Raw genomic sequence first — 25,517 nt, 5'->3', positions numbered from 1 at the left:
GACACGGGTGGTGCACAGCGGCGCGCGCGGTCGCCGGGCGGGGGATCCCGGGGGGCGTCGATAGGGTGAGCGGGTGGACAACCGTGAACCCCGAAGCGCGCCCGCACCGGACGGCGCCGCCGGCGATGCGGACCACGCGTCCGCGCCGGCCCACCCGGACCTGCGCGCCCTCGCCGTCGAGCTGCGCCGGCTCAACGGCGAGCTGAACCGGCTCATCCACGACTTCGCGGCCGGACAGGAGCTGCACCCCACGGACGTGCAGGCGCTCGCCGCCATCCTGGACTCCGACACCCCGCTCACCCCGAGCCTGCTGCGCCGGCGCCTCGGCCTCACCTCCGGCGCCATCAGCGCCTGCGTGGACCGGCTGGAGCGGGCGGGACACGTCAGGCGGGTCCGCGAGAGCGCCGACCGGCGGGTCGTCCACCTGCACTACGTGCCCAGCGCGCAGGCGCAGGCCCGCCGGCACTTCGCGCCGCTCGCCGAGGCCACCGAGCGGGCGCGGCGCCGCTTCGACGAGCCCGAACTGGCCGTCGTCCTGCGCTTCCTGAACGTCCTCAACGAAGAGCTCGCCGAGACCCGCGGCGGTCCGCGGGACTGATCGGCGCCGCCCGCATCCGATCGGCGCACCCGGGACGAAGGAGGGGCGGAGGATCCCTCGGCGGGCCTCTTTAGCTCAATCATTAAGATACTTTGACATCGAGATGCTTTGGCATCGAGATTCCCTGGAATCCCGAGACGTCCGAACCCCTGGGAGAACCATGTCCCGCACCCCCCGAGGCACTCGGTGGCTCGTGCCCCTCGCCCTGCTGCTCGTCTGGTTCGCCGTGGGCGGCACCCTCGGCCCCTACGCGGGACGGCTGGGCGAGGTCTCCACCAACGACCAGGCCGCGTTCCTGCCGCGCAGCGCCGAGTCGACCCGGGTGGTCGAGGCGCAGCGGGCCTTCCAGCAGGACGAGACGCTGCCGGTGATCGTCGTGTGGACCGCCGACGACCGGGGCAGCCTCGACCGCGCGCAGCGCACCGCCGCCACCCGCGCGCTGGCCGCGCTGAAGGGCACGCCCGGGGTGGTCGGCCGGGTCTCGCCCGCGATCCCGTCGAAGGACGGCGACGCCCTCCAGGGCGTGGTGCAGCTGCGGCCCGACCTCGGCGACGACCTGGCCCCCGCGCTCGACCGGATCTCCGACCGGGTGGGCACGGTCACCGGCGCCACGGCGGTCCTCGCCGGGCCGGCCGCCAGCCAGGCCGACCTCTCCGACGCCTTCGCCGGCATCGACGGACTCCTCCTCGGCGTCGCCCTGATCACGGTCCTGGTGATCCTGCTGCTGGTCTACCGCAGCGTCCTGCTCCCCTTCGTGATCATCCTCGGCGCGGTCTTCGCCCTGGGCGTCGCCTGCGCCGTCGTCTACGTCCTCGCCGACCACGACGTCGTCCGCGTCGACGGCCAGGTCCAGGGCATCCTGTCGATCCTGGTGATCGGCGCGGCCACCGACTACGCCCTGCTGCTCACCGCCCGCTACCGGGAGGAGCTGGCGGCGGGGGAGGACCGGTTCGCCGCGATGCGCTCCGCCCTGCGCCGCTCCACCGGCGCCGTCGTCGCCAGCGCCGCCACCGTCGCGCTCGGCCTGCTCGCGCTGCTGCTCAGCGACCTCACCAACAACCGGGCGCTCGGCCCGGTGGGCGCCATCGGCATCGTGTGCGCCGTCCTGACCACCCTCACCTTCCTGCCCGCCGCCCTGGTGCTGCTGGGCAACGCCGCCTACTGGCCCGCACGGCCCCGGCCGGCGGAGGCCGCGGGCGGCGGCCACGGCGTGTGGCGGCGCGTCGCCCGCCGCGTCGGGCAATCCCCCCGGAAGATCTGGGCCGTCGCCCTGATCGGCCTCCTGGCCTGTGCCGCCTTCGCCCCCACCCTGAACTCCAAGGGCGTGCCCCTCGACGAGATCTTCGTCAACGACGCGCCGTCCGTCGCCGCGCAGGCCACCCTCGCCGAGCACTTCCCCGGCGGTTCCGGCAACCCGGCCGTCGTCATCGCCGACGCCCGCCAGGAGGCGCGGACCGTCGAGCGGGCCGCGGCCGTCACGGGCGTCGCCGACGCCACCCCGGCGACCGCCGGGGGCGGCCGCCCCGGCGCCGGGGACACCCGCGTCGTGGACGGCAGGATCCGCGTCGACGTGACGCTGGAGGACGCCGCCGACAGCGACGCCGCCAAGGCCACCGTCGCCCGCCTGCGCACCGCCCTGCACGGGATCGACGGCGCCGACGCCCTGGTCGGCGGCTACACCGCCCAGCAGTACGACACCCAGCGCACCGCCGCACACGACCGGGCGCTGATCGTCCCCGTCGTCCTCGCCATCATCCTGGTCATCCTCGTCGGCCTGCTGCGCTCCGTGCTGATGCCGCTGATCCTGGTCGCGACGGTGGCGCTGAACTTCGCCGCCACGCTCGGCATCTCCTCGCTCGTCTTCCGGCACGTCCTCGGCTTCTCCGGGACCGACGCCTCCGTACCCCTGTACGGGTTCGTGTTCCTCGTCGCGCTGGGCGTGGACTACAACATCTTCCTGATGTCCCGGGCGCGCGAGGAGTCCCTGGAGCGCGGGGCGCGCGAGGGCATCCTCAAGGCGCTCGTCGCCACCGGCGGGGTGATCACGTCGGCCGGCGTCGTGCTGGCCGCGACCTTCGCCGCGCTCGGCGTCATCCCGCTGGCCTTCCTCGTGCAGATCGCGTTCATCGTCGCCTTCGGCGTGCTCCTCGACACCCTGGTCGTCCGGTCCCTGCTGGTCCCCGCCCTGGTCAGGGACATCGGACCGACGTCCTGGTGGCCGGGCCGACTGAGCAAAGAGTGACGTTTCGCCTTCTGTGCAACCAAAGACCCGAATGCGGGCGAAGCCATGTCGGGGAGGAGAAAAGGGAGACGCCCAAAAGGGGAGGGGTCACAGGACGGGACGGACCAGAGAGGTGCCCGCATCATGGAACTCAAGGACGAACTTCCCCTCGACCACAAACTGTCCCAGGTCTACCGGTGGGGCGCCGCGTTCTGCGGCGTCGTGCTGCTCGTCTTCGGCTGCCTGGGCTTCGCCGATCAGCTGAGCCCCTTCAACACGGACGGCAGCCACCTCGCGGGCCTGTCCACGAACGGCGTCCTCAGTCTCATCTCGGTCGTCGTCGGCGCCGCCCTGATCGCCGGAGCCTTCGTCGGGGGCAACTTCGCGTCGTCGCTCAACATGGCCGTCGGCACGCTGTTCCTGCTCAGCGGCTTCGTCCACGTGTTCATCCTGGACAAGGGCGCGAACATCCTCGGCTTCGGCATGAGCAACGTCGTCTTCAGCTTCGTCATGGGGCTCGTCGTCCTCACCTTCGGGATGTACGGCAGGGTGTCCAGCCGGCTGCCCCACGACAATCCGTACTGGCGTCGCCGGCACCCCCGGGAGGCGGCGCGGGAGGCGACCGCCGCCCGCCGCGCCCTGCCGGGCGCCGGCACCCCGACCGGCTCCCGCACCTGAGCCCTCACAGCTGGTCGCGGATCGTCTCCCACATCTCGGCAGGAGGCCGCACCGGGTCGGTCGCACCGGCCCGGCCGGCCTCCGTCACGCGCCGGAACTGCGCGAGCGTCGAGCGGCACGACCCGCAGTCCCGCAGATGCTCCGCCGCCTCGGCCGGTGTCTCGTCGTCGAGGGCGAACAGCGCGAGATCCCCGGGCGAGGGGTGGTGGGTCTGAGAACCGGCTGACATCGGTCACCTCTGACGGCGGAAGCAGACGAAGCACGGCGGGTCCGTGGATTCGGAGAAGTCGTGTCTACGAGCGTTCAGCTCGCCGGGCCGTGTCGGATGCAGTCAGCGGGGCGCGAGGTGCGCGACCGGCGGCGGACGGAGGCGGCGGCCACCGCCGCGCACCCCCGCGATCCGGTCGGCGTGCGCGAGCGCGCCGGGATGCGGCGGGGGCGCTCCCTCGCACGGGGCATGCCGGGCGGCCGCGGGCCCGCACACGCGTCGGGGCGGAGGCTCCGGCGCCTTCCGCCCCGACGATCGCCTCCGGCTCAGACCGAGCGGTGGTACTGGTCCGGCACGTGCACCTCGGCGCCGAGCTCGCGGGCCGCGTGGCGGGCGAACGACGGGTCGCGCAGCAGCTCACGGCCGAGCAGCACGGCGTCGGCCTCGCCGTCCGCGAGGATCTTCTCCGCCTGCTGCACCTCGGTGATCAGCCCGACGGCGGCGGCCGGAACCCCGGCCTCGTTGCGCACCCGCGCGGCGAACGGCACCTGGTAGCCGGGGCCGACCGGGATGCGCACCCCGGAGGCGTTGCCGCCGGACGACACGTCGATCAGGTCCACGCCGTGCCGCTGGAGCTCGGCGGCGAACCGGACGGTGTCGTCGGCGGTCCAGCCCTCCTGCCCGTCCAGCCAGTCCGTCGCGGAGATGCGGAAGAACACCGGCAGCTCCTCGGGCCACACGGCGCGCACGGCGTCGGTGACCTCCAGGGCGAACCGGGTGCGGTTCTCGTAGGAACCGCCGTACTCGTCGGTCCGCCTGTTCGAGTGCGGGGAGAGGAACTGGCCGATCAGGTAACCGTGCGCGCCGTGGATCTCGACGACCTCGAAACCGGCGTCGAGGGAGCGCCGCGCCGCGTCCGCGAACTGCCCGACGATCTCCTTGATGCCGTCGACGGTCAGCTCGGTGGGCACCGGGTGCCGCTCGTCGAAGGCGAGGGGGCTCGGCGCGACGGCCTGCCAGCCGTGCGCGTCCGGGCCGACCGGGGCGCCGCCCACCCAGGGACGGTCGGTGGAGGCCTTGCGGCCCGCGTGGCCGAGCTGGATGCCCGCGACCGTGTCCTGCGCCTTCAGGAAGGAGGCGATCCGGCGGAACGCCTCGACCTGCGCGTCGTTCCAGATGCCCAGGTCGTACGGGGAGATGCGGCCCTCGGGGCTCACCGCCGTGGCCTCGACGACGATCAGGCCCGTGCCGCCGGCCGCGCGGGCGCCGTAGTGCTGGAAGTGCCAGTCCCCGGGGGCGCCGGTCAGCGGGCCCTCCGGCGCGGCGCTGTACTGGCACATGGGCGGCATCCAGACGCGGTTCGGGACGGTCAGCGACCGGAGGGTGTAGGGCTCGAACAGCGCGCTCACGGCACACTCCATTCATAGGGATCACAGGGAATCGACATACGGACTCGACGTGCGCGGGGCCCGGACACGAGGTGTCCGACCGCTCCCCTCGTACGGTAACCATCGTAGTACGGCGAATGTCAAACTACGATGGTTCTCGTACAATGGGCGGTGAGCCGCTCGACAGAGAGATCCCGCACCGGGACCCGGCCCCGCGCGACCTGCCCGTACGTCGTCGCGCGCCGCCGCACGCGAAGGGGAAGCCGCCATGCCGACCGCAGCACCGCCCGCCACCGGAACCCGCACGCTCGCGCACCCGCCCCGCGAGGAGATCCGGCTCGAAGGGGTGCTGCACGCGCTGTCCGACCCGATGCGGCTCACGGTCGTCCGCGAGCTGGCCGCCGCGCGCAGCGCCGAGCTGTCCTGCTCGCACTTCGATCTGCCCGTCACCAAGTCGACGACCACGCACCACTTCAGGGTGCTGCGCGAGAGCGGGGTGATCCGCCAGGTCTACCGCGGCACCACGAAGCTGAACGGGCTGCGCAGGGACGATCTCGACGCCCTGTTCCCCGGGCTCCTCGACAGCGTCCTGGCCGCCGCGCGCCGCCAGCAGGAGCGGCTCGCCGCCTGAGCCCGGACGTGCCGCGGGGGCGGCCGCACACCGCGGCCACCCCTTTGACGGATCTCCCAGGGCGCGTCCTCGGACGACGACGGGAGTCGGCGAGTTCGGAGGACCGGCCCTAGGCCCGCGCGCTCCCTGCCGGCTGGGCGGGCACGACCGGTGCGTCGCCCGCCGCCACCGGCTCGGCGGGCGTGGAACCGCCCTTCCCCGGCAGGTGGTTGAAGAGCAGGTTCAGGACGATCGCCGTGATGCAGCCCGCGCTGATCCCGCTGTCCATCACCGTCTGGAACCAGTCGGGGAACTTCTCGTAGAGCGTCGGCACCCCGACCGGCAGCACGCCGAGTGCCACGGACACGGCGACCACCGTCAAATTGCTGGTGCCCTCGAACTCGACCGCGGCGAGGGTCTTGAGGCCGCTCGCCGCGACGGTCCCGAACATCACGAGGCCCGCGCCGCCCAGCACCGGCGACGGTATCGCGGCGATCACCGCGCCCAGCTTCGGCAGCAGGCCGAGCACCACGAGGATGCCGCCCGCGACGGCCACCACCCAGCGGCTGCGCACCTTCGTCATGCCGACCAGGCCGACGTTCTGCGCGAACGCCGTGTACGGGAAGGTGTTGAAGACGCCGCCGAGGACGGTCGAGAAGCCGTCGGCGCGCAGGCCGTCGGCGAGCGCGCGCCGGTCCACCGGGCGCTCGGTCATCTCGCCGACCGCGATGAAGTCGCCGGTCGTCTCGGTCATCGTCACCAGCGCCACGATCAGCATCGACACGATCGCCGCGCCGTGGAACTCCGGCGCCCCGAAGTGGAACGGCGTGCTGATCCCGACCCAGTTCGCGTCGCCGACCGCGCCGAAGTCGGTGAACCCGGTGGGTATCGCCACCGCCGTGCCGACGACGATGCCGACGAGCACCGCGACGCGGCTGAGGGCGGGCGGCGCGAACCGCTGCACGCCGAGCACGAGCAGCAGGACGAACGCGGCGAGCGCGAGGTTCTTCGGCTCCCCGAAGTCCTTCGCGCCGGCCCCACCGGCCGCCCACGTCCCCGCGGTGGGCAGCAGCGACAGCCCGATGACGAGGATGACGGTGCCGGTCACGACGGGCGGGAAGAAGCGCAGGAGCCGTCCGAAGACCGGCGCCAGCAGCATCATCGCGAGCCCGGCGACGATCACCGCGCCGTAGATGGCGGGCAGCCCGCCGCCGGTCGTCCCGATCAGCACCATCGGTGAGACGGCCGCGAACGTGCACCCCTGCACGATGGGCAGCCGGATGCCGAACCGCCACACGCCGACACACTGGATGAGTGTCGCGATCCCGCACACCAGCAGATCGGCGGTGATCAGGTACGCGAGGTCCGCGGGCGGCAGCTTCATCGCGCCGCCCACGATCAGCGGGACGGCGACCGCGCCCGCGTACATGGCGAGGACGTGCTGCATCCCGAACGCCGCCAACTGGCGTACGGGTGGGACCTGATCGACAGGATGGGTCTGTGGCATGCGTGCTCCAAGGCCAGGGGAGTCCCGGGGGACAGCGGGAGGGGCGGCAGCACGAAAACGTAATCGCCTTGAACGTTTTGTTGATTGCGCCGGTGTTGCCGGGACGTGTCGCGCCCCGGGACCTGCCGGAGATCGCCTACGAACCCCCGGGGCCCGGCCCGGCGCGACCCGTGCTCCGGAGCCGTCCGCGGGCCCCCGCTACCACCAGAACACCACCTCGTCCGTGCCGACGCTCTCGAACTGCCCGGGCGTCAGGCCCCTCGCCTCGTGCGCGCCGGCGCCCGTCAGGGTCGCCCCGGTCAGGTCCGCGCGGTGGAGCATCGTCCCGCGCAGGTTCGCCCGCACCATCGAGGCACCTTCGAGCTGCGCGTCGACCAGGGTCGCGTCCCGCAAGTCGGCGCCGTCGAGCCTCGCGTGCCGCAGCGTGGCTCCGAGCAGCATGGCCCCTGCCAGCCGCGCGCCGCTCAGGTCCGCGTCGTCCAGCAACGCCCACATCAGTTCGCCACCGGACAGCACCGCTCCGGTGAGCGTCGCCCGGCGGAGGTCGGCGGTCGTCAAGGTGGCGCCCGTCAGGTTGGCCCCGGCGAGGTTCACGCCCCCCAGGGCGCCGTCGGTCAGATCCGACCGGCGAAGGTCGGCCCCGGCCAGGTGCACCCCCCGCAGATTCAGTTCCTCGTAGGTGTGCAGGTACTTGCGGAACCGCGGCCGGGTCACGGCCGTGAGCGCCGCCTGCACGTCCGCGTCGGGCTGGTCGGGCAGCGGCTCCGGGCCCGGCCCCTCGGCGCGGGCGCGCGGAGCCCGTTCGCGGATGAAGTGGCCCAGCACCCGGGCCGCGTCGGCGGCCGCCTGATCGGGTGCGTCCCGCACGATCTGTTCCAGGGCCAGGACGCCGCCGACCCGGACGTAGACGTCCGTCGAACCCAGCCGCTCCAGCGCCTTGGTGAAACGGTCGGTGATCTGGCCGCGCCGGGTCAGCCGATACGTCCGCGCGGTGTACAGCAGCGCGACGCCGGCGCCCAGCGCCGCGACCAGACCGACCAGCGCGGTCCGCAGCCCGGTCACCAGCGCCGCCGATCCGTCCGACAGCTTCGACCGGTCGAGGTACTTCGCGTCGAGCACGTACGGACCGCGCCAGATCAGCCAGGGGAGCAGCACACCGAGAACCGCCACGACGACCACGGCCAGGACGAGCCCGCCCCGGCGCAGCCCCGCCCTGCGCCGCACCCGCGATCTCCGGTGGTCCAGTTCCGTCTCGCTGCGCCGGACGAGACGTCGTATCCGCAGGCGCTCCCTGCGGCGTGAGAGGCTCATCCCTCCTTCATGCCCACCGGCACCACGGCGCAGTAGCCCCGCAGGCGTCCTGGCGGGCCCGCACCCCGCACCCGTCCGGCGATCGGGAGGTCGTACGATCGGTCGATCACGAGGACGGGCGCGCGGACACGGGCCCGGCGTCCAGGGGCGGGAGCGCGGGGAGTTCGATGAGTGGCGCACAGCCGGGACGAAGCCGCAGCCCGTACCCCTCGACGGGGGTGTACATCGTCGCCGGGATCCTGCTCGCCGCCATCGGAGTCCTCAGCACCTGGCTCCAGCACGGCACGTCCGACCGGAGCCCGGAGCCGCGGACGGAGCTCACCGCGCACAACCCGCCCGCCGGCCTGCCCGCCGCGCTCACCACCGGCCAGCACCTCCGCTGGTCCCGCTGCACGTCGCCGTCCGCCGCCCGCACGGGCTACGACTGCGCCACCATGCGGGCCCCGCTCGACTACCGGAAACCGGAGGGCAGGACGATCGACGTCGCCCTGATCCGCCGCAGGGCCACCGGCCCGAACGCCCGGCGCATCGGCTCGCTCGTCCTGAACTTCGGCGGGCCCGGCATCTCCGGCGTGAGCGCGCTGCCCGGGTTCATGAACCAGTACGAGGCGCTCCTCGACCGCTACGACCTGGTCTCCTTCGACCCGCGCGGCGTCGGCGCGACCCTTCCCGTGCGCTGCGGGAAGACCGCGCACGACACCGGCTTCGACAGCGTCGCCGCCTGCGCCACGCGCTCCGGGGCGGTCCTCCCGTACGTCGGCACCTCGTTCACCGCACGCGATCTCGAGCTGATGCGCTACCTCCTCGGCGACGAGCGGCTGCACTACTTCGGCGTCTCGTACGGAACGGCGCTCGGCGCGGTCTACGCCCACCTCTACCCGTCGCACGTGGGGCGGCTCGTCCTCGAAGCGTCCGTCGATCCGACCGAGGACCTCGACGAGCAGCAGATCTCCCAGGTGAAGGCGGTCCAGGCGGCGTTCGACCGGTTCGCCACCCACTGCGCGGCCCGGATCCACGACTGCCCGACCGGCGACGGACCCGAGGACGCCGCCCGGCGCATGGCGCGTCTGGCCGACCGTCTGAAGAAGAAGCCCGCCCCGGCCGGCGGTGGCCGCACCCTCGACGCCGTCGGCCTCGCCCACGCCGTCAGCGAGCAACTCGACCGGGGCACGGACGGCTGGGGGCGGCTCGCCGACGCCCTCACCGCGCTGATCGACCGCAACGACGCCCGTCCGCTGAGCAGCGGCGCGGACGCCACCGGCGCCGCCGACCCGGCGGCGACGCCGCGCGATCACAACCGCGGCGCCCAGATCGCGATCACCTGCGCGGACTCCAGCCTGCGCCCCGGCGTCGATCGTCTGGCCCGGGACGAGGCCCGCGTCAGAGCCGCCTCACCCGTCTTCGGCGCGGCCTGGTCCATCGGCGTGTACCTCTGCTACGACTGGCCGTTCCACGGCGAGCACCGCACGCGCCCGGTGGGCGCCGACGGCGCGGCCCCCGTCCTCGTGGTCGGCGGCAGAGGCGACCCGACCACCCCCTACTCCGGCGCCCGCCACATGGCCGGCGCCCTGGGCGACGGCGTCGGCGTCCTCCTGACGGCGCAGGAGGAGGGCCACGGCACCTACCCGCAGAACCGCTGCGTCGTGGAGAAGGTCGACCGCTACCTGCGCACGGGCCGCACCCCGGCGCCGGGGACGGTGTGCCGGGGCAGCATGTCCTGAGACCCGCCCCCGGACAGCGCCCCCCGGCCGTCCGCGGCGGTCAGGAGCGCTGGGTTCAGGAGCGCTGGGTGGAGAAGGTGGTGCAGCTCGCCCCGGAGATCTCGCCGTCCAGGTGATCGGGGGTCGACGCGTCGTAGGTGGCCTTGAGGTCGACCGGATCGAAGTTGTCCGGCCGGTTGATCCAGCGCGTGGCCTTCAGCGTGAGGACGTCGTCCTTGAAGGTCCCCTTCATCGCGAACGAGCCGCGCGGCACCTCCGGGTTGGACGGGGCGGGGTAGAACGAGAACACCGCGTCGACGTCGCTGCCGCCGTGCTGCTCGATGGTGAGCGCGAGGCCCGTGATGCCCTGGTTGCAGACGTAGTTGCCGTCCCACTGCCCGGACAGGCCGGTCTTGCGGCCGCTCGCCGACGGACTGTCCGACGCGGCCGGGGCGGGCGCCGAGGACGCGGGGCTCGGCGGGTCGGAGTACGACGGCGCGCCGGACGTATCACTCGGCGACGAGCCGCCGTAGCCGGAGTCGGAGCCCGACGACGAGTCGAAGACATTGTTCGACTGCCAGGCGATCAGCCCGATCGCCAGGACACCCGCGACGACCGAGCCGGCCACGATGGCGCCGCGCCGGCCCGACGAGCCCCGCGGCGGCCGGCCGGGAACGCCCTGCACCGGCGTCGTCCAGGTCCCGGGGGCGGGGGTGCCCCACGTCGGCTGGGCCATCGGCGGCGGGGTCGCCGGCCCGAAGACCCCTCGGGGGGCGCCCGTGCCCGGGCCGGCGTCGAACGCCGTGGGCACGTACGCGGGCGGCGGCGTCGGCGCGCCGTGCGGGGCCGGCGGGTGCGGCCCGGTCGTGGCGGGCGCGCCGTGCGGCGGGGTGCGGGGCGGCGCCTGGGCGTCGCCTGCGGGGCTCTCCGGCGCGCCGTCGCGCACCACGCGGACCGCCTCGGCGACGCCCGCCGGAAGCCAGGCCGCGGTCGTGAACAGCAGGGACGTACGGGTCGCGCCCTCCGTGTCCGTCAGCTGCGCCAGGAGTTCGTCGATCCGCGGCCGGGCGTCCGGGCTCTTGGCCAGGCAGCGTGCGATCAGGGGGCGCAGCGCGGCGGGAACGGCGTCGAGTTCGGGGCTGCCGTGCACGATCCGGTACATCAGGCCCTGCGCCGAGCCGCTGCCGAAGGGGCCCGATCCGGAGGCCGTGAACGCGAGGACCGCGCCCAGCGCGAACACGTCGCTGGCGGGTCCGACCCGCTCGCCGGTCAGCTGCTCGGGCGACATGAAGCCGGGCGTCCCGATCACGACTCCGGTCCGGGTGATCGCGCTCGACTCCGTCGACGTCGAGATGCCGAAGTCGATGACGCGCGGCCCGTCGGCCGCCAGGAGGACGTTCGACGGCTTCAGGTCGCGGTGCACGAGCCCCGCCGTGTGGATGGCCTCCAGCGCCTCCGCCAGACCGGCCGCCAGCGTCGTCACGGGACCGACGTCCCACGCGCCGTGCCGGGCCACCGCGTCGTCCAGCGACACGCCGGGGACATAGGCGGTGGCCAGCCACGGCGAGTCGCCCTCGGCGTCCGCGTCGACCACCCCGGCCGTGAACACGCCGTTCACCCGGCGGGCCGCGGCGACCTCCCGCGCGAACCGCTGCCGGAACTCCCGGTCCTCGGCCAGCTCGGGACGCACCACCTTGACCGCGACCGCGCGGCCGCCCTTGGAACGGGCCAGGTAGACCCGCCCCATGCCGCCGGCGCCCAGCCGGCCCACCACCCGATACGGGCCTATCCGCTCCGGATCGTCCGCTCCGACCGCCTGCATCGATCTCCCCGGCCCCCGTGACGTCCCGCGCTCTGTCGTGCGCGGTCCTGGCATCCTGACGCAGACGAGCCATTGTCGGCGTCTGCTTCCCCCTACTCGCTCCATCCCACCACATGCCTACGACACTCCGGCCATGTGGGGGTGCGCGTGACCATGCGCGAACAGGGCGGGGCCCGGGCCCGACCGGGCGCCCTGCCCGGTGGAGATGCGGCCGGGTGCTCACGGGACCGAACTCGACGCACCGCGCCGGACGTTGGGCGGGTGTCCGCCGACCGCCCGACCGCCGTCGTGGACCAGCGGCGCCGGACGACCACCACCGTCCCGCCCCCATCCGGCGCGAGGTACCCGGCGGCAGCCCGCTACGGGCGTGCGGCGGCCGCCTGCAACAGCCCCGCCCAGTCCGGGATCTTCACCGGTCCGCGGCCGAGCGCGCGCCCCGCCGCGGCCTCGGCGTGCTCGATGCCGAGCCAGCCCGCCCAGTCGACCGGCCGCAGGCCCGCGGCGACGAGGCCCGCCAGCGGATCCTGGGCGAGGGTCCGCGCGGCGAGCGCCGGGGCGTCGTCGAGCAGGGAGGCCACGGTCTCCTTCGCGCACGGCCGGTTGGTGCCGATGACACCCGTCGGCCCGCGCTTGATCCAGCCCGCGACGTATTCGCCGGGCGACACCCGGCCCGCGCGCAGCACCCGTCCGGCCAGGTGCGGCACGGTCCCGCGCTCCGCGTCGAACGGCAGCCCCGCCGGCGGCACCCCGCGGTACCCCACCGACCGCAGCACCAGCTGCGCGCCGATCTCCTCGAACGTCCCGGTGCCGACGACCCCGCCCGCGCCGTCCGGCCGGGTCCGCTCGAACCGCACCCCGGCCACCCGCCCGTCCCGGCCGAGGATCTCGACCGGCCGCAGGAAGAACCGCAGATGGATCCGGCGCCGCCGCTCCTCGCGCGGCAGGGCGCACCAGCCGCGCAGCACCTCCACGTTGCGCCGGTTCGCGGCGGGCAGCGCCGACGGGTCGGTGTAGGCCGGGTCGACCGCCAACTCCTCTTCGTGGACGATGAGTTGGACGTCCGGGAGGGAGGCGAGCTCGCGGAGTTCCTTGGTGGTGAAGCGGGCCTGGGACGGGCCGCGCCGGCCCACCATGTACACGTCCCGCACCTCGCTCGCGCCGAGCGTGTCCAGCGCCGCCTGCGGCATGTCGGTGGGCGCCAGCTCGGCGGCGCCGCGGGCCAGCATCCGGGTGACATCCACGGCGACATTGCCGACGCCGACCGCGACCGCGGCGCGCACGCCCCGCACGAAACCGTCGTCGCGCGCGTCGGGATGCGCGCTGTACCAGGCGACGAAGTCGGTCGCCGACCAGCTGCCGGGCAGGTCCTCACCCGGCACGCCGAGCCGGCGGTCGGCCGCCGCGCCCACGCAGTACACCACCGCGTGATACAGCTCCAGCAGTCGCGCGGGCGGCAGCGCCGGTCCGACCTCGACCCCGCCGAGGAACCGCACCCGGTCGTCCTCCAGCACCTTGCGCAGACTGCCCTGGAGCGACTTGATCTTCTCGTGGTCCGGTGCCACGCCGTAGCGCACGAGCCCGTACGGGCAGGGCAGCCGGTCGAGTACGTCGACCCGGAGGCCGGGGACGCGCAGCTGCTCGACGAGGCCCTGGGCGGCGTAGACCCCGCTCGGCCCCGAACCCACGACGGCGATGTGCGGCACGTGCGGCTCCTTCTGCCGGTGCTGCGCGATGCTCCCCGACTCCCAGCATGGCACCGCGCGCCGGGAGCGGGGAGGGTCCGGTGCACGGCTCTCTGCGTGCCGTTCATGATCAAGTGTGATCGAACGGTTACTGTGCGTTGGTGCTGGAAAGTTCATTCTTCGACGTCGCTGATCACTATCGACTGAACGATGCCGTTCCCGCAGAGCCGCGATGGGAGATCCAGGGCCACGGGTCGGTGGCGGGCGCCCTCCGGGACGACGTCGCGCGCTCCTGTCCCTCACCGTGGTTCCAGGTCCGCCTCACCCTCGACCGGGGCACGCGGATCGACGTCCTCGCCGTGCTGGCCGACGGGCGGATCTCCATCGAGGACGTACGGGCCCAACCGCCGCTCTCCGCGGCGGAGTTCGCCTCCCTCGCGCCGTGGTGGGAGGGTCCGCTCCAGGAGGCCTGCCGGAGCGTCGCCGACCCGCACGACCTCACCGCCCCCGCCCCCGCGCCCGCCGCCGCCTCCCCGGAGGCGGGGGAGTCGGGTGCCCGCCGGGCCCGCGCCGCCCTGCCGCGCGGGGTCGAGGGCCGCCGCGCCGTCGCCGAGACCTACCGCGCGGCCCAGAGCGAGGGCGGCGACCCGGTCCTCGCGGTCATGTGCGCGACGGGCCGCAGCCGGCGCAAGTCCCTGCGGCTGATCGCGGGCGCCAGGGACGCCGGACTGCTGACCCCCCGCCACCACCGGCGCTGACCCGGCGCGTGAGCGCGTGGCGGGGCGTCCCGTGCGGGCGCGCGGAAGTCAGGGCGACTCGCGCGGGCGGACGGGGACGGCGGGGATCATGACATCTCGCGCATGCGGGAGATCTCCGCGGTCTGCTGCGCGATCACGTCGTCCGCCATCTCCTCGACGACCACGTCGTTCCCGTCGCTCTTGACCTCCGTGGCCATGGTCACCGCGCCCTGATGGTGCGTGATCATCAGCTTCAGAAACAACGCGTCGAACGCCGCGCCGCGCGCCGCCCGCAACGCCGTCCACTGCGCCCCGGTCGCCATCCCCGGCATCGCGTCGTGCGCGCCGTGACCCGAGGGGGCCTCCGGCTTCCCGTACTTCTTCAGCCACGCGCGCATCGTCGCGATCTCCGGTCCCTGCGCGGCCGTGATCCGCTCGGCGAGCCGCTTCACCCGCGCCGACCGGGCCCGCTCCGGGGCGAGTTCGGCCATCGCCAGCGCCTGTTCGTGGTGGTGGATCATCAGCTGCGCGTAGCCGACGTCCGCGGAGTTGGGCCGGTCGTCCGGCCTGCGCTCCTCCGCGTCGCGCGCGGACAGGGTCTCCGCCGCCTCGCCCGGCTTCCCCGGCGCGATCACCGAACTCCCGGCCGGGGCGGGGGAGTCGGCCCGGGCGTCGTCCCCCGCGTCGCAGCCGGTCGCGCCCAGCGCGAGTGCCGCGAACAGCGCGGGCACAGCAACTTTCATGACGAGTGCGTTGCCATCTGTTGATCTGTGCATGGCGAAGACGATACTCGGGGGATGGGTGAACCGTTCGCGAACGAACGACACCACCATCGACGAGGGAGACGAGGGAGACGACAGTGACCCTGTTGCACAGCTTCGCCCGAACGCGCGCAAGACGCCTCGGAGCCGCCACGGCCGCCGCCGGACTCCTGGCGGCCCTGCTCGCCGCCGGGCCCGCGTCGGCGACCCCCGACCCGGGGGACCGCTCCACCGCACCGCGCGGCATCTCGAAGAGCGCGCAGGCACAGGCCGAGGCGGCGATAGCCGCCGGTGAGACACCCGGCCAGGACGAGGTCGCCCACTCCGCCAACATCGAGCACCTCACCAACATCCCCAAGGACGCGCTGCCCGGCTTCAATTCGGACCTGGCCTTCCAGGGCCGGTACGCCTTCGCCGGCAACTACGACGGCTTCCGCATCTTCGACATCAGCGACCCGAAGGCGCCGAAGACCGTCGCGCAGGTCCTGTGTCCCGGCTCCCAGAACGACATCTCCGTCTCCGGGAACCTGCTCTTCCTGTCCACGGACAGCTCCCGCAGCGACAACTCCTGCGCCTCCACCACCCAGCCCGCGACCGAGAAGTCGTCCTGGGAGGGCATGAAGGTCTTCGACATCAGCGACAAGCGGAACCCCCGGTACGTCGCCGCCGTCGAGACCGCGTGCGGCTCGCACACCCACACACTGGTGCCGGAGAAGAAGAACGTCTACGTGTACGTCTCCTCGTACTCGCCCAGCGCCTCGTTCCCCGACTGCCAGCCGCCGCACGACGGCATCTCCGTCATCAAGGTGCCGCGCAAGGCCCCGCAGAAGGCGGCCCTGGTCGGCTTCCCCGTCCTCTTCCCCGGCGAGGGGCCCGACGGCGGCGGCAACCCGGGCGCGCCCACCAACCCCGGCGTCTCCAAGACCACCGGCTGCCACGACATCACGGTCCTGCCCGCCAAGGACCTGGCGGCCGGCGCCTGCATGGGTGACGGCATCCTGTTCTCCATCAAGGACCCCGAGCGGCCGAAGGTCGTCGACCGGGTCCAGGACAACGTCAACTTCGCGTTCTGGCACTCGGCGACCTTCAACCAGACCGCGAAGAAGGTCGTCTTCACCGACGAACTCGGCGGCGGCGGGGCGGCCACCTGCAACGCGACCGTCGGACCGAACCGGGGCGCCGACGGCATCTACGACATCGTCGGCAAGGGCGACAGGAGCCGGCTCGTCTTCCGGGGCTACTACAAGATCCCGCGCCACCAGGCCGACACCGAGAACTGCGTCGCGCACAACGGCTCACTGATCCCGGTCAAGGGCAAGGACCTCATGGTGCAGGCCTGGTACCAGGGCGGCGTCTCGGTCTGGGACTTCACCGACTCCACCCGGCCCAAGGAGATCGCCTACTTCGAGCGGGGCCCGCTGACCACCGACACCCTCACCGTCGGCGGCTCCTGGTCCGCGTACTACTACAACGGCTACATCTACTCCAACGACATCGTGAAGGGCTTCGACGTCCTGAAGCTCAGCGACCGGCGCACGGATCCGGCCCGGCGGGTCCGGCTGGACGAGCTCAACACCCAGACGCAGCCGGACTACTTCGACTGATCCCGCTCCGCCGCGAGCGGCGACAGCGGCTCGAAGTAGCGGGAGAAATCGGCCGCCCGGCCGTGCGCGGGACTCTCGTCGGACGGCAGGTCCTGGTGACCGCCGTCCGGCGGGAAGCCCGCCTCCCACCCCAGTCCGTAGCGCTGGAACAGCTCGGCCCGCAGCGTCCGCACCGGCATCGGCGCGCCCGGCACCAGCGCGGCGAAGACGGCGCCCATCAGCAGGGCGCGCAGCAGCGGATAGTCCCGGTCGACGTCCAGCGTCCCGTGCCGGGTGACGGTGTCGCGCAGCAGCGCCGCGAGCCGCTGCTGCTCCGGGCACTGCACGAACCCCTCGGCCTGGAGGATCCCGGCCATGTGCGTGCGCATCAGCACGGGCTGATCGCGGGCGAGCCCGAGAATCGCGTCGACGGCCCGGGCCAGCCGCTCGTCCCCGTCGTCGTCGGCCGGGCGCGGCTCCCGCTCCAGGGCCTCCTGGAGCGTCCGGTTCATCAGCCGGTGCACGGCGGACTGGAGCAGGTGCCGCTTGCCGGGGAAGTAGTACGAGACCAGGCCCCGGGCGGAACCGGCCCGGTCCGCGATGGCGCCGAGCGTCGTCGCGTCGTACCCCCGCTCCCCGACCAGCTCCAGCGTCGCCTGGAGGATCCGCTCCCGGGAACGCCGGCGCAACTCCTCATTGACCGATGCGCTGCGGGGGGACATTCTTAACTCCTGCGTTGACTGGCTCTCAGCCAACTATACTCAGCGCATCCGGGCCCGGCCTCAAGGCCGCGGCGCGCAGAGGTGGACCGGCCGTATTCGGGCTCCGCGGGGGATCGTCCGAGTACGGCCGGTTCCGCGAACCGGCTCCGGGCGGTGTCGGCGCCGCCCGGAGCCGGGGTCGCCCGGTCGGCGGACACGTCCCGCCCCGGGGGTCTCACGGCCGCCACCCCTCCCGGTAGCCGGGGCGCTGGTCGTACACCGCGGCCTGGAGCCGGAGCGTGGCGCACGGGTGGCCCGGCTCGTTCCCGCGGCCCGCCCCGCACTCGGCGCAGCGCTCCCGCGGCTCGTCGGCGTCCTCGACCGGGCGGTGCAGGGCGAGCAGCTGCCGCTTCACCTCGATCTCGCGCAGCATCCGGGCCGGGATCCCGCAGTCGCAGACCGCGCCGGGCGCTTCGTGGAACATCGACATGGTCGCCTTCACGGACTCCGCGTCGCCTTCGAGGTGCGCGTGGATGTCGCAGTCCAGAGCGTGCCAGCCGCTCGCCCGGCCGGTGTCCGCGTCGAGCTGAAGAGTGAGCCATCGCGCGAGGTCGTCCATCGTTCGACTCCTGGGGGCTTGCCGCTGACGCCGGAGCGGGGCTGTGTCCCGGGGGGTTCCCTTGGTCACGGACTCATCGTAGGCACGAGCGGAACACGGGCCGCGCACCCGCCCCGAAACGCGACATCGATCTCGGGCACCCCGCTGCCGCCCCCTGCGGTGCGGGCCGCTCCCCGTCACGGGGGCGGTGCCGGGGTCAGTGGTACTTGCGCCGGTGGTTCGCGACGCTGGCGGGCGCGCCCCGGTAGCCGGGCCGCGTCGTGCACCGGTCGCACTCGACCCAGTCCTTCCTCTCCACCGCGTCCTCGGTGACGGAGCGGTGCGGCCCGTACCCGTGGGCGTGCAGGAAGTGCGGGACGCTTCCCTCGTATGCGAGGGCGATGAGCGCGGCCTCGGCGATCTTGTCGTGCCCCGGGGCGAAGAACCGTCCGGCACCCACCGCACGCCCGCATCCGCACCAGCAGCTACCGGTCGGGATCAGGCGGGGACTGTCGTTGCTCGGCATGGAATCAAGGTAGCGATCCGCGAGGGCGGCCCACGGGGGAACGGCGGGAATCGAGGCGCTCCGGGCGCGGTCGGCGTGCCGGGCGGCCCACGCCCTCTCCGTCGTCTCGGTGCTCGGCGTCGCCCTCACCCAGGTGCGCGGCCCAGGATGCGGCACGGGCGGCCCCACCGCATCCTGGTTCCAGGACTCGAACCTAGGAGGCCGACCATGTCCGTGATGGACAAGCTCAAGCAGATGCTCAAGGGGCACGAGGACCAAGCCGGCAAGGGCGTCGACAAGGCGGGTGACTTCGTCGACGGCAAGACCCAGGGCAAGTACAGCAGCCAGGTCGACACGGCCCAGGACAAGCTCAAGGAGCAGCTGGGCGGCGACCGGAACCAGGACGGGCCGCCGCCGCAGTCATGACGCCGGACTCCTGATCCCTCCGTGAGCCGGACCGTGCCCGGTGGCCCCGCCGTGTCGACGGCGGGGCCACCGGCGTTCGGGCCGCCGCGTGCGGTCAGGCCGCTTCGTAGTGGTGCGCGCGCCCGCCGCGCCACTTCACCCAGGCGGGATCGTCGAGCAGCGCCTCGGCGTGGTCGAGCCCCGCGCGCCGCAGGAACTCCAGGACGTCGCCGTCGCTGTGGGCCAGGCCGAGGATCCGTCCGCGCGCGGTGACCCGCCGGCCGCCGGTACCGAGCGGCGGATGGACGACTATCGGGGCGCTGAGCATAGGTCCAGGGTGAATGGTCAGTGGCCCTTCCGCGACTCCACGCACCGGCCCGCCGGGCTGCCGGCGGCAGCGGGGACGACCGGAGCCTTCATGATCCCCTCCTGCCCCGCCCCGGGTTTCGCACTCCTGTGCCCCCGGCGGCGGCCACCTCACGAAAGGCGATCTGGCGAGTGAACAGTGCATCCGGCACGCCGAGCGGGGGCGTAAGACAGGCATGAGCACGTCGGCGCGATCCCAGAACAAGGAGGACTGGACCGTCATCCCAGGCCTCTGCTTCATCCGCAAACCGGGGGACTCCCTGCGGTGCACCCTCGCACCGGGTCACGAGCGTGACCACCTGCACGCGTACACCCACACCTCCTGGCCGCACCGCTCCGGCGAGCAGCAGGCCGACTAGACGCCCGCCCGCCTCCGACGGCGGATCCACACCGGTGGCGGGCGGGTCCTCACCTCCCCGCCGGGCGGGGCAGGGCCGGCGGGCGCAGGAACCGCAGGCCCGTCTCGATCAGCAGCCAGCCGACCCGGTGGCGCACCGGCGCCACCCCGCGCGCCCCGCGCCCGGCGGCGGCCTCCCGGCGCAGCCGGTGGGCGCGGGCCTCGGCGCGCAGGTCGGCGGCGCGGGCCGCGTGGACGTACTCGTGCAGGGCGGGCTGGCTCATGAGGGCGTCCCCTCTCGGCGGTCGCGGAACGCCACGCGCAGCATCGTCACCGGCTGCGCGCCCTCCGGGCGCCTGGCGGGGTCGTCGAACCGGTCCTCGTAGGGCTCCATCAGTTCTTTGAACCGCCGGGTGAGATCGACGAGTTCGGCCGCCGTCAGATACAGCACGTCGTCGCCGAACTGCTCCGCCTCGCGCCAGGCGGGCGTCAACCGCCCCCGGGTCCGCAGGGCGTGCGTCATCGTCTCGACGTAGCGCTGCGCCATCGTGGTGCTCAGCGCCTCGGCGGCCTCGCCCTCGACGCCCTGCCAGTCGGTGTAATGAGCCGTCGCCCGCCACGGCTTGTCCCGTCCGCCGTCGCTCTCCGCCTCCTCGACCAGGCCGTACTTGGCGAGCATGCGCAGGTGGTACGAGCAGCTGGCGACGGACTCGCCGGTCAGCTCCGCGGCCCGGGTGGCCGTGAACGGGCCCTCGACGCGCAACAGGCCGACCAGCTTCATCCGGGTCGGATGGGCGTAGGCGCGCAGGGCGCGGGGGTCTTCGAGGTGGATGGTGCGCTGCGGTGCGACGGGTTCCTCCATGCATCTAAAGATAGCTTTCTAAAGATATCTTTACAAGGGAGGCGGATCCCTCAGGACTGCGCTCGGGTGGCCTTCCGGCGTTCGTACGCGGCCGTGGACAGCAGCACCGTGAACGCCCCGAGCAGCCAGCCGCCCGCCACGTCCGACGGCCAGTGCACCCCGAGCCACAACCGCGTGAGGCCGACGCCGAGCACCGAGACGACGGAGAGGGCGAGGGCCGTCCACCACCACGCGCCGCCCGTGCCGCTGCGGCGCAGCAGCCACAGCAGCAGCCCGCACACGACGGTGGCCGTCATCGCGTGCCCCGACGGGAACGCCGCGTAGTGCGCGGAGTCCACCGGGTCGGGCCACACCGGGCGCGGCCGGTCGACCAGCGCCTTGAGGGCCTGTTGCAGCAGCGTGCCGAGCAGGCAGGTCACCGCCAGCCATGCGGCGAGCACCGGGTCGCGGCGCCGCCACACCAGGGCGACGACGACCAAGGCGCACAGGGCGCGCATCGTCCAGGGGTCCCAGACCCAGTCCGACAGGATGCGGTGGGCCCGGGTGACGCCCGGTTCGGCGACGGCCCGCCGGTGCAGTGCGGCGGAGAGGTCCGCGTCCCCGTCCATCAGCGGGTTCCAGCGGGCCGCCACCAGGGCCAGGAGCAGCGCGAAGAGCAGCAGGGTGAGCAGGAGCAGCGGCCCGCGCGCCGCGGACGGGCCCCGGGTCGCAGGCGTGGCTTCGGACGGGGAGGCGGGCGGTGCCGGGTGCATGCGCCGATCCTCGCTCATGCGGCGGGGCCCGATCCAGCCCGACGCGGCCCGCGCCGTCCCCCTGCGCGGCGGCCCGGGCCGCCGCGCTCTACCCCAGGGCCCGCAGCCCCGGCACGAACGTCACCAGCAGCGGGACCAGCGGGACGAGCGCCGCCGCCGCCGTCAGGCGCAGGCGGCGGGCCGGGGTCAGCCGGGACTGCGGCGCGAGCAGCCGGTGCACCCGCTGCGGCACGTGCGCCTGCGGCGTCGGGCAGGGCCCCGAGAACACCCCGCGGTCCTCGTTGAGTTCGACCAGGGCCAGCGCGATCGTCAGCCGGCCGAAGCGGCGCGAGGCCACATCGTCCGCGGCCAGCTCGACCAGCCGGTGCATCTCGTCGCGGAAGGCCGCGAACACCGGCACCTGCGGGAAGCCGGACGCCAGGGCGCCCGAGCAGTGCAGCAGCCAGTCGTGCCGCCACTGCGCGTGGCCCATCTCGTGGGCGAGCACCGCGTCGAGCTGACGGCCCTTCAGGCGACGCAACGCGGCCGTGGTGATGACCAGTTGGGGCGTCTGTCCGGGCAGCCACCAGGCGTCGGGCCGCTCGCCCTCCAGGACGACGAGCCGGTCAGCGCCGGGCTCCTCGCCGGGCAACAGCGGCGCGCGCACCAGCAGTTCGGCCCGGCGCCGGGCCTTGCGCGCCCGCGCCCGGTGCACCTCGCGCACCAGCATCGCCGCCGTCCAGGCGCCGCCGAGCGCCAGCGTCACGGCGACGGCGCCCGCCCAGGGGCCGGTGCCGCCGGGCCCGTAGGCCGCCACGACCGAGTGCGGCGCCGGGGCGAACACGTGCCCGCGCACGGCCTTCCAGGCGGCGGCCGCGCTGAGCGTCATCGACAGGGCGCAGCACAGCAGGACGCCCGCCACCACGCACTGCCACACCCACAGCGCGACGATCGGCTCCCGCTCGGGCCAGTCGGCGCGGGCGAGGAGACGCGGGGCGACGACAGCGGCGAGGGTGCCGAGCAGCAACAGCGCTACGGGGACCGTCATGGGCGTCACCCTATGAGGCGCACGCGACGCCCGATACGGCCTGAGGCGTCAAGTGATGTACGCCACGGTTTCGTTCGGCCGCGCGCGGGGCTCCGCAGGTGGGTCCCGGAGGGGGCGCGCGGAGTCGGTGCGCGCCGGCTCCCCGGGCGTCACATGGCCAGCAGCATCGCCAGCATCCCGATCCCCATGGACAGCCGGCAGGCCCGCGCCAGTTCCGGCCGGTCGCCCCAGCCGCCGGGCACCGGACCGCCCGGTGCCGTGCGCCCCGGCACCGCGCCGCCGGACGAACCACCGCGGACGGCACCACCGGAGACGACACCGCCGGGGACGGCACCCCCCGGGACCGGGACCGGCGGGACCAGCCGGGCGCCCGTCCACAGGACGTACCCGGCGAAGTACACGAGGAGCAGCCCGGTCAGCACCGGCGCGCCCGTGCCCCCGTGATGGGCGTGCGCCTCCGGTCGCAGCGCCATCGCCAGCGCCATGTACGCCATCGCGAACGTCCCCACGAGGTGGTGCAGGTGATGCCCGGGCGCCGCGCGGGACGTCCACAGCGCCCGCAGGGCCGCCCCGCCGAACACCACGGCGTACAGCAGCCAGGCCCAGCGCGGCGGCGCGAGGACCGCGGCGGGCACCGCCATCAGCGCCATGCCGAAGCCCATCAGCGCCTCGCCGCCCGCCGTGCGGCGCTGCTCCTCCACGCCGCTGCGCAGACGCAGCAGACAGTACGCGCCGGTCGCCGCGCACAGCGCGACGAGCAGCCAGGCGGCCGACAGCGATCCGTGCACCCCGGGTCCCCCTTGCCCTCTACTGCCCATGGCCCGCGCTTGTCCGCGGTATTCGTGCCGCTGTCGAGGGGATGCCCCGGTGCGCGGGGGCTTAAGGCGGCGCAGGGGAGCACACGCGGTGTTTTGCAGGTGAAACACTCATGCGGCACGGATCGGCGACACTGGGGGTACCGACGGCGCACGAAGCCGTCGGGACCGTCGAAAGGGCAGGTCGGGCAAGCATGAGCACGGAGCAGGGCGCGGACGCGCAGCCGCACGCGGTGGCCGACACCGTGTCGTCGGTCGTACGGCAGTGGCAGGCCGTGCGCCCCGACGTCGACACCGCCCCGATGGAGATCATCGGCCGGATCAACCGCTGCGCCGCGCTGCTCCAGCAGGCCGAGGACGCCCCGCTGCGGCGCGCCGGGCTCACCCGCCCCGAGTTCGACCTGCTCGGCACCCTGCGGCGCACGGGACGCGAACTGACCCCCGGCGATCTGGCCCGGGAGACGTTCGCGTCCGGCGCCGCCGTCACCAAGCGGCTGAAGCTGCTCCAGGAACGCGGCTTCGTCGCCCGCCGCCCCGACACGCGCGACCGGCGCGTCTCACAGCTCAGCCTGACCGACGAGGGGCGCGCCCTCGTCGACGAGGTGCTGCCGCGCCAGCTCGCCTACGAGGCGTCGGTGCTGGCGGGACTCGCGGGCGGCCGCGAGAACGAACTCGCCGCGCTGCTCGGCGAACTGCTGCTCCAGCTAGAGGGCCGGCTGGGCGGCGGCCGGGCCTGAGCGCGGCGCGGCGGGCCCGGCGCGGCGGGGGAACCCCGAGGGGCCCGCGCCGCCGCCGGGCCGCGGCTACTCGGGGAGCTGCGCGATCGGCAGGTCGGGCCGCTGCGGCGTCATCGCCCGCCCCGCGACCTGCGCGCTGACCGCCGCGTGGATCTCCTCCGGCGACAGGTACGCGTCCGTCATCTCGAAGTCCTTCAGCGTGGCGGGCCGGTGCCGCTGGAACCCGGTGCGGACGAAGTCGTCGCCGGCGACCGCGTTCAGCCCCCAGTTCGCCGCCGTGCGGAACCGGGCCGTCAGCGTCCGCAGCGCCCCCAGGTGGTAGCCGCGCGCGACGACCTGGGCGGGCAGCCCGGTCAGCTGGACCCCCATGGGCTTCGACACGGCCTGGATGCCGCCCAGGTCGACCACGAGCCCGAGGTCCTTGTGCCGGTACGGCGCCAGCGGGGTGCCGCGCACCGCCGCGAGCACATTGCGGGCCGCCGCCCAGCCCTGCCGCATCGCGTGCTGCGCGGTCGGCGGGCAGATCGCGTCGCCGCCCTTGGCGAGGTCGGGCACGGCCGCGGCGTCACCGAGCGCGAAGACACCGTCGAGCCCCGGCACCGTCAGCCGGGGCGTCACCACGAGCCGCCCCCGGTTCGTCTCCGCGCCGAGCGTGGCGACCAGCGGGCTCGGCGCGACGCCGGCCGTCCAGATCAGCGTGTGGCAGGGCAGCTCCCGGCCGTCCGTCAGCGTCACCGTGCTCTCGGTGGCCTTCGCGACGGACACCCCGAGCGAGACGTGCAGCCCGCGCCGCTGGAGGATCGCCATGGCCTTGTCGCCGAGCCGGTCGCCCAGCTCGGGCATGAGCTTCGGGGCGACGTCGACCAGGTGCCACTTGATGTCCTCGGGGTCGAGCCCCGGATACCGCTTCACGGCGGACGTCGTCAGCCGCTGGAGGTACGCGGCCGTCTCCGTGCCCGCGTAGCCGCCGCCCACGACCACGAACTGGAGGCGCGCCGCGCGCTCGGCCGGGTCGGAACTGGCGGCGGCGAGGTCCAGCTGGGAGATCACGTGGTCGCGGATCCAGGCCGCCTCCGCGAGGGTCTTCACGCCCACCGCGTGCTCGTCGACGCCCGGGATGTCGAACTGGCGGGTGACACTGCCGGGCGTCAGGACCAGGTGGTCGTAGTGCTCGACGATCTCCTCGCCGTTGATCTTCCGTACGACGACGGCCTTCGCCTTCGGGTCGACGCCGACCGCGCCGCCCGGCAGGATCGCGGTGCGCCGCAGCATCCGGCGCAGCGGGACGGCGACCGACTGCGGGGTCAGCACCCCGGACGCGACGTGCGGCAGGAGCGGCAGATACAGCTGGTGGTCCATCGGACTGATGAGCTTCAGCACGGCCTCGCCGGGCTTCAGCTCCTTCTCCAGCTTGTGCGCGCACTCCATCCCGGCGAAACCGCCGCCGACGATCAGGATCCGCGGGACATGCGAGGGACGGGAGGCGTTCGTGTTCCGGGGAGCGGTCATCTCGGCTTTCTCCTGGACTGGACTGCGAGGGCCGTGCCGGTGTTGCGTCTATCCGGATCGGCGCCGCCGAATCCCCGGATCAGCGCCATCCTCCGGC

27 protein-coding genes are annotated in these 25,517 nt (G+C 73.9%); 10 read left to right on the top strand and 17 right to left on the bottom strand.

What is annotated here, in order from left to right; genetic code table 11:
- The first annotated feature begins 73 nt into the window (after positions 1-73).
- The 3 genes from ACIP5K_RS30215 (at position 74) to ACIP5K_RS30205 (ending at position 3,497) form a co-directional block, all read left to right on the top strand.
- Complete coding sequence (locus ACIP5K_RS30215) at positions 74-598, top strand: MarR family winged helix-turn-helix transcriptional regulator (RefSeq protein WP_401414637.1); 525 nt, start codon at positions 74-76, stop codon at positions 596-598.
- A 160-nt stretch (positions 599-758) separates the two neighbouring features.
- Positions 759-2,840, top strand: a complete 2,082-nt coding sequence (locus ACIP5K_RS30210; protein ID WP_401414635.1) for an MMPL family transporter — start codon at positions 759-761, stop codon at positions 2,838-2,840.
- A gap of 123 nt (positions 2,841-2,963) precedes the next feature.
- Positions 2,964-3,497, top strand: coding sequence for a DUF4383 domain-containing protein (locus ACIP5K_RS30205; protein ID WP_401414633.1), 534 nt, complete (start codon positions 2,964-2,966; stop codon positions 3,495-3,497).
- A gap of 4 nt (positions 3,498-3,501) precedes the next feature.
- Here ACIP5K_RS30205 and ACIP5K_RS30200 read toward each other — a convergent pair whose 3' ends face one another.
- Both ACIP5K_RS30200 and ACIP5K_RS30195 read right to left on the bottom strand, forming a co-directional pair.
- Positions 3,502-3,726 (bottom strand): hypothetical protein, encoded by a 225-nt coding sequence (locus tag ACIP5K_RS30200; protein ID WP_401414631.1) that lies wholly within the window; start codon positions 3,724-3,726, stop codon positions 3,502-3,504.
- 305 nt (positions 3,727-4,031) lie between these two features.
- Positions 4,032-5,114: an NADH:flavin oxidoreductase/NADH oxidase gene (locus tag ACIP5K_RS30195; protein WP_401414629.1), complete on the bottom strand. Its 1,083-nt coding sequence runs from the start codon at positions 5,112-5,114 to the stop codon at positions 4,032-4,034.
- A gap of 247 nt (positions 5,115-5,361) precedes the next feature.
- Here ACIP5K_RS30195 and ACIP5K_RS30190 point away from each other — a divergent pair, with 247 nt between their 5' ends.
- On the top strand, positions 5,362-5,724 hold the full coding sequence (locus tag ACIP5K_RS30190) for an ArsR/SmtB family transcription factor (RefSeq protein ID WP_401414627.1): 363 nt from the start codon (positions 5,362-5,364) through the stop codon (positions 5,722-5,724).
- 109 nt (positions 5,725-5,833) lie between these two features.
- Here the strand turns inward: ACIP5K_RS30190 and ACIP5K_RS30185 are convergent, their stop codons facing one another.
- Positions 5,834-7,210, bottom strand: a complete 1,377-nt coding sequence (locus ACIP5K_RS30185) for a nucleobase:cation symporter-2 family protein (protein WP_401414625.1) — start codon at positions 7,208-7,210, stop codon at positions 5,834-5,836.
- A 198-nt stretch (positions 7,211-7,408) separates the two neighbouring features.
- Entirely contained in the window at positions 7,409-8,521 is a 1,113-nt protein-coding gene (locus tag ACIP5K_RS30180) for a pentapeptide repeat-containing protein (RefSeq protein WP_401414623.1), read from the bottom strand.
- A 167-nt stretch (positions 8,522-8,688) separates the two neighbouring features.
- Here ACIP5K_RS30180 and ACIP5K_RS30175 point away from each other — a divergent pair, with 167 nt between their 5' ends.
- A complete protein-coding gene (locus ACIP5K_RS30175; RefSeq protein WP_401414621.1) occupies positions 8,689-10,242 on the top strand; it encodes an alpha/beta hydrolase in 1,554 nt (517 codons plus the stop codon).
- A 55-nt stretch (positions 10,243-10,297) separates the two neighbouring features.
- Here ACIP5K_RS30175 and ACIP5K_RS30170 read toward each other — a convergent pair whose 3' ends face one another.
- Both ACIP5K_RS30170 and ACIP5K_RS30165 read right to left on the bottom strand, forming a co-directional pair.
- Positions 10,298-12,043: a protein kinase gene (locus ACIP5K_RS30170; RefSeq protein ID WP_401414619.1), complete on the bottom strand. Its 1,746-nt coding sequence runs from the start codon at positions 12,041-12,043 to the stop codon at positions 10,298-10,300.
- Between the two features lie 359 nt (positions 12,044-12,402).
- Entirely contained in the window at positions 12,403-13,746 is a 1,344-nt protein-coding gene (locus ACIP5K_RS30165) for an NADP oxidoreductase (RefSeq protein ID WP_401414617.1), read from the bottom strand.
- A 140-nt stretch (positions 13,747-13,886) separates the two neighbouring features.
- Here ACIP5K_RS30165 and ACIP5K_RS30160 point away from each other — a divergent pair, with 140 nt between their 5' ends.
- Positions 13,887-14,483 (top strand): DUF6214 family protein, encoded by a 597-nt coding sequence (locus tag ACIP5K_RS30160; protein WP_401414615.1) that lies wholly within the window; start codon positions 13,887-13,889, stop codon positions 14,481-14,483.
- A gap of 86 nt (positions 14,484-14,569) precedes the next feature.
- Here ACIP5K_RS30160 and ACIP5K_RS30155 read toward each other — a convergent pair whose 3' ends face one another.
- On the bottom strand, positions 14,570-15,238 hold the full coding sequence (locus ACIP5K_RS30155) for a DUF305 domain-containing protein (RefSeq protein ID WP_401414613.1): 669 nt from the start codon (positions 15,236-15,238) through the stop codon (positions 14,570-14,572).
- Between the two features lie 83 nt (positions 15,239-15,321).
- Between ACIP5K_RS30155 and ACIP5K_RS30150 the strand changes: the two genes are divergently transcribed.
- Positions 15,322-16,827, top strand: coding sequence for an LVIVD repeat-containing protein (locus ACIP5K_RS30150; protein ID WP_401414611.1), 1,506 nt, complete (start codon positions 15,322-15,324; stop codon positions 16,825-16,827).
- Here the strand turns inward: ACIP5K_RS30150 and ACIP5K_RS30145 are convergent.
- The 3 genes from ACIP5K_RS30145 to ACIP5K_RS30135 form a co-directional block, all read right to left on the bottom strand.
- Entirely contained in the window at positions 16,815-17,528 is a 714-nt protein-coding gene (locus tag ACIP5K_RS30145; protein ID WP_401414609.1) for a TetR/AcrR family transcriptional regulator, read from the bottom strand. The genes ACIP5K_RS30150 and ACIP5K_RS30145 overlap by 13 nt on opposite strands.
- Positions 17,529-17,742: 214 nt before the next feature.
- Positions 17,743-18,126 (bottom strand): DUF6221 family protein, encoded by a 384-nt coding sequence (locus ACIP5K_RS30140; protein WP_401414607.1) that lies wholly within the window; start codon positions 18,124-18,126, stop codon positions 17,743-17,745.
- 196 nt (positions 18,127-18,322) lie between these two features.
- The gene (locus tag ACIP5K_RS30135) at positions 18,323-18,631 is read right to left on the bottom strand and encodes a hypothetical protein (RefSeq protein WP_401414605.1); all 309 of its coding nucleotides are present in this window, start codon (positions 18,629-18,631) and stop codon (positions 18,323-18,325) included.
- 207 nt (positions 18,632-18,838) lie between these two features.
- On the opposite strand from ACIP5K_RS30135, the gene ACIP5K_RS30130 reads away from it, so the two are divergent.
- On the top strand, positions 18,839-19,036 hold the full coding sequence (locus ACIP5K_RS30130) for an antitoxin (RefSeq protein ID WP_401414603.1): 198 nt from the start codon (positions 18,839-18,841) through the stop codon (positions 19,034-19,036).
- Positions 19,037-19,130: 94 nt separating this feature from the next.
- Here the strand turns inward: ACIP5K_RS30130 and ACIP5K_RS30125 are convergent, their stop codons facing one another.
- Positions 19,131-19,343, bottom strand: coding sequence for a hypothetical protein (locus ACIP5K_RS30125; protein ID WP_401414601.1), 213 nt, complete (start codon positions 19,341-19,343; stop codon positions 19,131-19,133).
- Positions 19,344-19,557: 214 nt separating this feature from the next.
- On the opposite strand from ACIP5K_RS30125, the gene ACIP5K_RS30120 reads away from it, so the two are divergent.
- On the top strand, positions 19,558-19,740 hold the full coding sequence (locus tag ACIP5K_RS30120; RefSeq protein ID WP_401414599.1) for a hypothetical protein: 183 nt from the start codon (positions 19,558-19,560) through the stop codon (positions 19,738-19,740).
- Between the two features lie 49 nt (positions 19,741-19,789).
- On the opposite strand, the gene ACIP5K_RS30115 is transcribed toward ACIP5K_RS30120, so the two are convergent.
- The 5 genes from ACIP5K_RS30115 to ACIP5K_RS30095 all read right to left on the bottom strand — a co-directional run bounded on the left by ACIP5K_RS30115 (position 19,790) and on the right by ACIP5K_RS30095 (position 23,147).
- Positions 19,790-20,002, bottom strand: coding sequence for a hypothetical protein (locus tag ACIP5K_RS30115; protein WP_401414597.1), 213 nt, complete (start codon positions 20,000-20,002; stop codon positions 19,790-19,792).
- The gene (locus tag ACIP5K_RS30110) at positions 19,999-20,580 is read right to left on the bottom strand and encodes a winged helix-turn-helix domain-containing protein (RefSeq protein WP_401414595.1); all 582 of its coding nucleotides are present in this window, start codon (positions 20,578-20,580) and stop codon (positions 19,999-20,001) included. Before ACIP5K_RS30110 ends, ACIP5K_RS30115 begins: the two co-directional genes overlap by 4 nt.
- Before the next feature lie 50 nt (positions 20,581-20,630).
- Positions 20,631-21,332: a phosphatase PAP2 family protein gene (locus ACIP5K_RS30105; protein ID WP_401414593.1), complete on the bottom strand. Its 702-nt coding sequence runs from the start codon at positions 21,330-21,332 to the stop codon at positions 20,631-20,633.
- Positions 21,333-21,420: 88 nt separating this feature from the next.
- Positions 21,421-22,359 (bottom strand): M56 family metallopeptidase, encoded by a 939-nt coding sequence (locus ACIP5K_RS30100; RefSeq protein WP_401414591.1) that lies wholly within the window; start codon positions 22,357-22,359, stop codon positions 21,421-21,423.
- Positions 22,360-22,508: 149 nt separating this feature from the next.
- Entirely contained in the window at positions 22,509-23,147 is a 639-nt protein-coding gene (locus tag ACIP5K_RS30095; protein ID WP_401414589.1) for a DUF5134 domain-containing protein, read from the bottom strand.
- A 221-nt stretch (positions 23,148-23,368) separates the two neighbouring features.
- Here ACIP5K_RS30095 and ACIP5K_RS30090 point away from each other — a divergent pair, with 221 nt between their 5' ends.
- Positions 23,369-23,911: a MarR family winged helix-turn-helix transcriptional regulator gene (locus ACIP5K_RS30090; protein WP_401414587.1), complete on the top strand. Its 543-nt coding sequence runs from the start codon at positions 23,369-23,371 to the stop codon at positions 23,909-23,911.
- 66 nt (positions 23,912-23,977) lie between these two features.
- On the opposite strand, the gene ACIP5K_RS30085 is transcribed toward ACIP5K_RS30090, so the two are convergent.
- Positions 23,978-25,420: an NAD(P)/FAD-dependent oxidoreductase gene (locus tag ACIP5K_RS30085; protein ID WP_401414585.1), complete on the bottom strand. Its 1,443-nt coding sequence runs from the start codon at positions 25,418-25,420 to the stop codon at positions 23,978-23,980.
- Positions 25,421-25,517 lie beyond the last annotated feature (97 nt).

This window comes from Streptomyces sp. NPDC088785, assembly GCF_044750685.1.
Classification (GTDB): domain Bacteria; phylum Actinomycetota; class Actinomycetes; order Streptomycetales; family Streptomycetaceae; genus Streptomyces.
This window is presented reverse-complemented; position numbering and strand designations above follow the sequence as displayed.

Bases quoted from the DNA above. Each gene is read 5' to 3' on its own strand.
- ACIP5K_RS30210 (WP_401414635.1), top strand. From the start codon at position 759: ATGTCCCGCACCCCCCGAGGCACTCGGTGGCTCGTGCCCCTCGCCCTG.
- ACIP5K_RS30205 (WP_401414633.1), top strand. From the start codon at position 2,964: ATGGAACTCAAGGACGAACTTCCCCTCGACCACAAACTGTCCCAGGTC.
- ACIP5K_RS30200 (WP_401414631.1), bottom strand. From the start codon at position 3,726: ATGTCAGCCGGTTCTCAGACCCACCACCCCTCGCCCGGGGATCTCGCG.
- ACIP5K_RS30190 (WP_401414627.1), top strand. From the start codon at position 5,362: ATGCCGACCGCAGCACCGCCCGCCACCGGAACCCGCACGCTCGCGCAC.
- ACIP5K_RS30185 (WP_401414625.1), bottom strand. From the start codon at position 7,210: ATGCCACAGACCCATCCTGTCGATCAGGTCCCACCCGTACGCCAGTTG.
- ACIP5K_RS30180 (WP_401414623.1), bottom strand. From the start codon at position 8,521: ATGAGCCTCTCACGCCGCAGGGAGCGCCTGCGGATACGACGTCTCGTC.
- ACIP5K_RS30175 (WP_401414621.1), top strand. From the start codon at position 8,689: ATGAGTGGCGCACAGCCGGGACGAAGCCGCAGCCCGTACCCCTCGACG.
- ACIP5K_RS30170 (WP_401414619.1), bottom strand. From the start codon at position 12,043: ATGCAGGCGGTCGGAGCGGACGATCCGGAGCGGATAGGCCCGTATCGG.
- ACIP5K_RS30155 (WP_401414613.1), bottom strand. From the start codon at position 15,238: ATGCACAGATCAACAGATGGCAACGCACTCGTCATGAAAGTTGCTGTG.
- ACIP5K_RS30145 (WP_401414609.1), bottom strand. From the start codon at position 17,528: ATGTCCCCCCGCAGCGCATCGGTCAATGAGGAGTTGCGCCGGCGTTCC.
- ACIP5K_RS30140 (WP_401414607.1), bottom strand. From the start codon at position 18,126: ATGGACGACCTCGCGCGATGGCTCACTCTTCAGCTCGACGCGGACACC.
- ACIP5K_RS30135 (WP_401414605.1), bottom strand. From the start codon at position 18,631: ATGCCGAGCAACGACAGTCCCCGCCTGATCCCGACCGGTAGCTGCTGG.
- ACIP5K_RS30130 (WP_401414603.1), top strand. From the start codon at position 18,839: ATGTCCGTGATGGACAAGCTCAAGCAGATGCTCAAGGGGCACGAGGAC.
- ACIP5K_RS30125 (WP_401414601.1), bottom strand. From the start codon at position 19,343: ATGCTCAGCGCCCCGATAGTCGTCCATCCGCCGCTCGGTACCGGCGGC.
- ACIP5K_RS30120 (WP_401414599.1), top strand. From the start codon at position 19,558: ATGAGCACGTCGGCGCGATCCCAGAACAAGGAGGACTGGACCGTCATC.
- ACIP5K_RS30115 (WP_401414597.1), bottom strand. From the start codon at position 20,002: ATGAGCCAGCCCGCCCTGCACGAGTACGTCCACGCGGCCCGCGCCGCC.
- ACIP5K_RS30110 (WP_401414595.1), bottom strand. From the start codon at position 20,580: ATGGAGGAACCCGTCGCACCGCAGCGCACCATCCACCTCGAAGACCCC.
- ACIP5K_RS30105 (WP_401414593.1), bottom strand. From the start codon at position 21,332: ATGCACCCGGCACCGCCCGCCTCCCCGTCCGAAGCCACGCCTGCGACC.
- ACIP5K_RS30100 (WP_401414591.1), bottom strand. From the start codon at position 22,359: ATGACGGTCCCCGTAGCGCTGTTGCTGCTCGGCACCCTCGCCGCTGTC.
- ACIP5K_RS30090 (WP_401414587.1), top strand. From the start codon at position 23,369: ATGAGCACGGAGCAGGGCGCGGACGCGCAGCCGCACGCGGTGGCCGAC.
- ACIP5K_RS30085 (WP_401414585.1), bottom strand. From the start codon at position 25,420: ATGACCGCTCCCCGGAACACGAACGCCTCCCGTCCCTCGCATGTCCCG.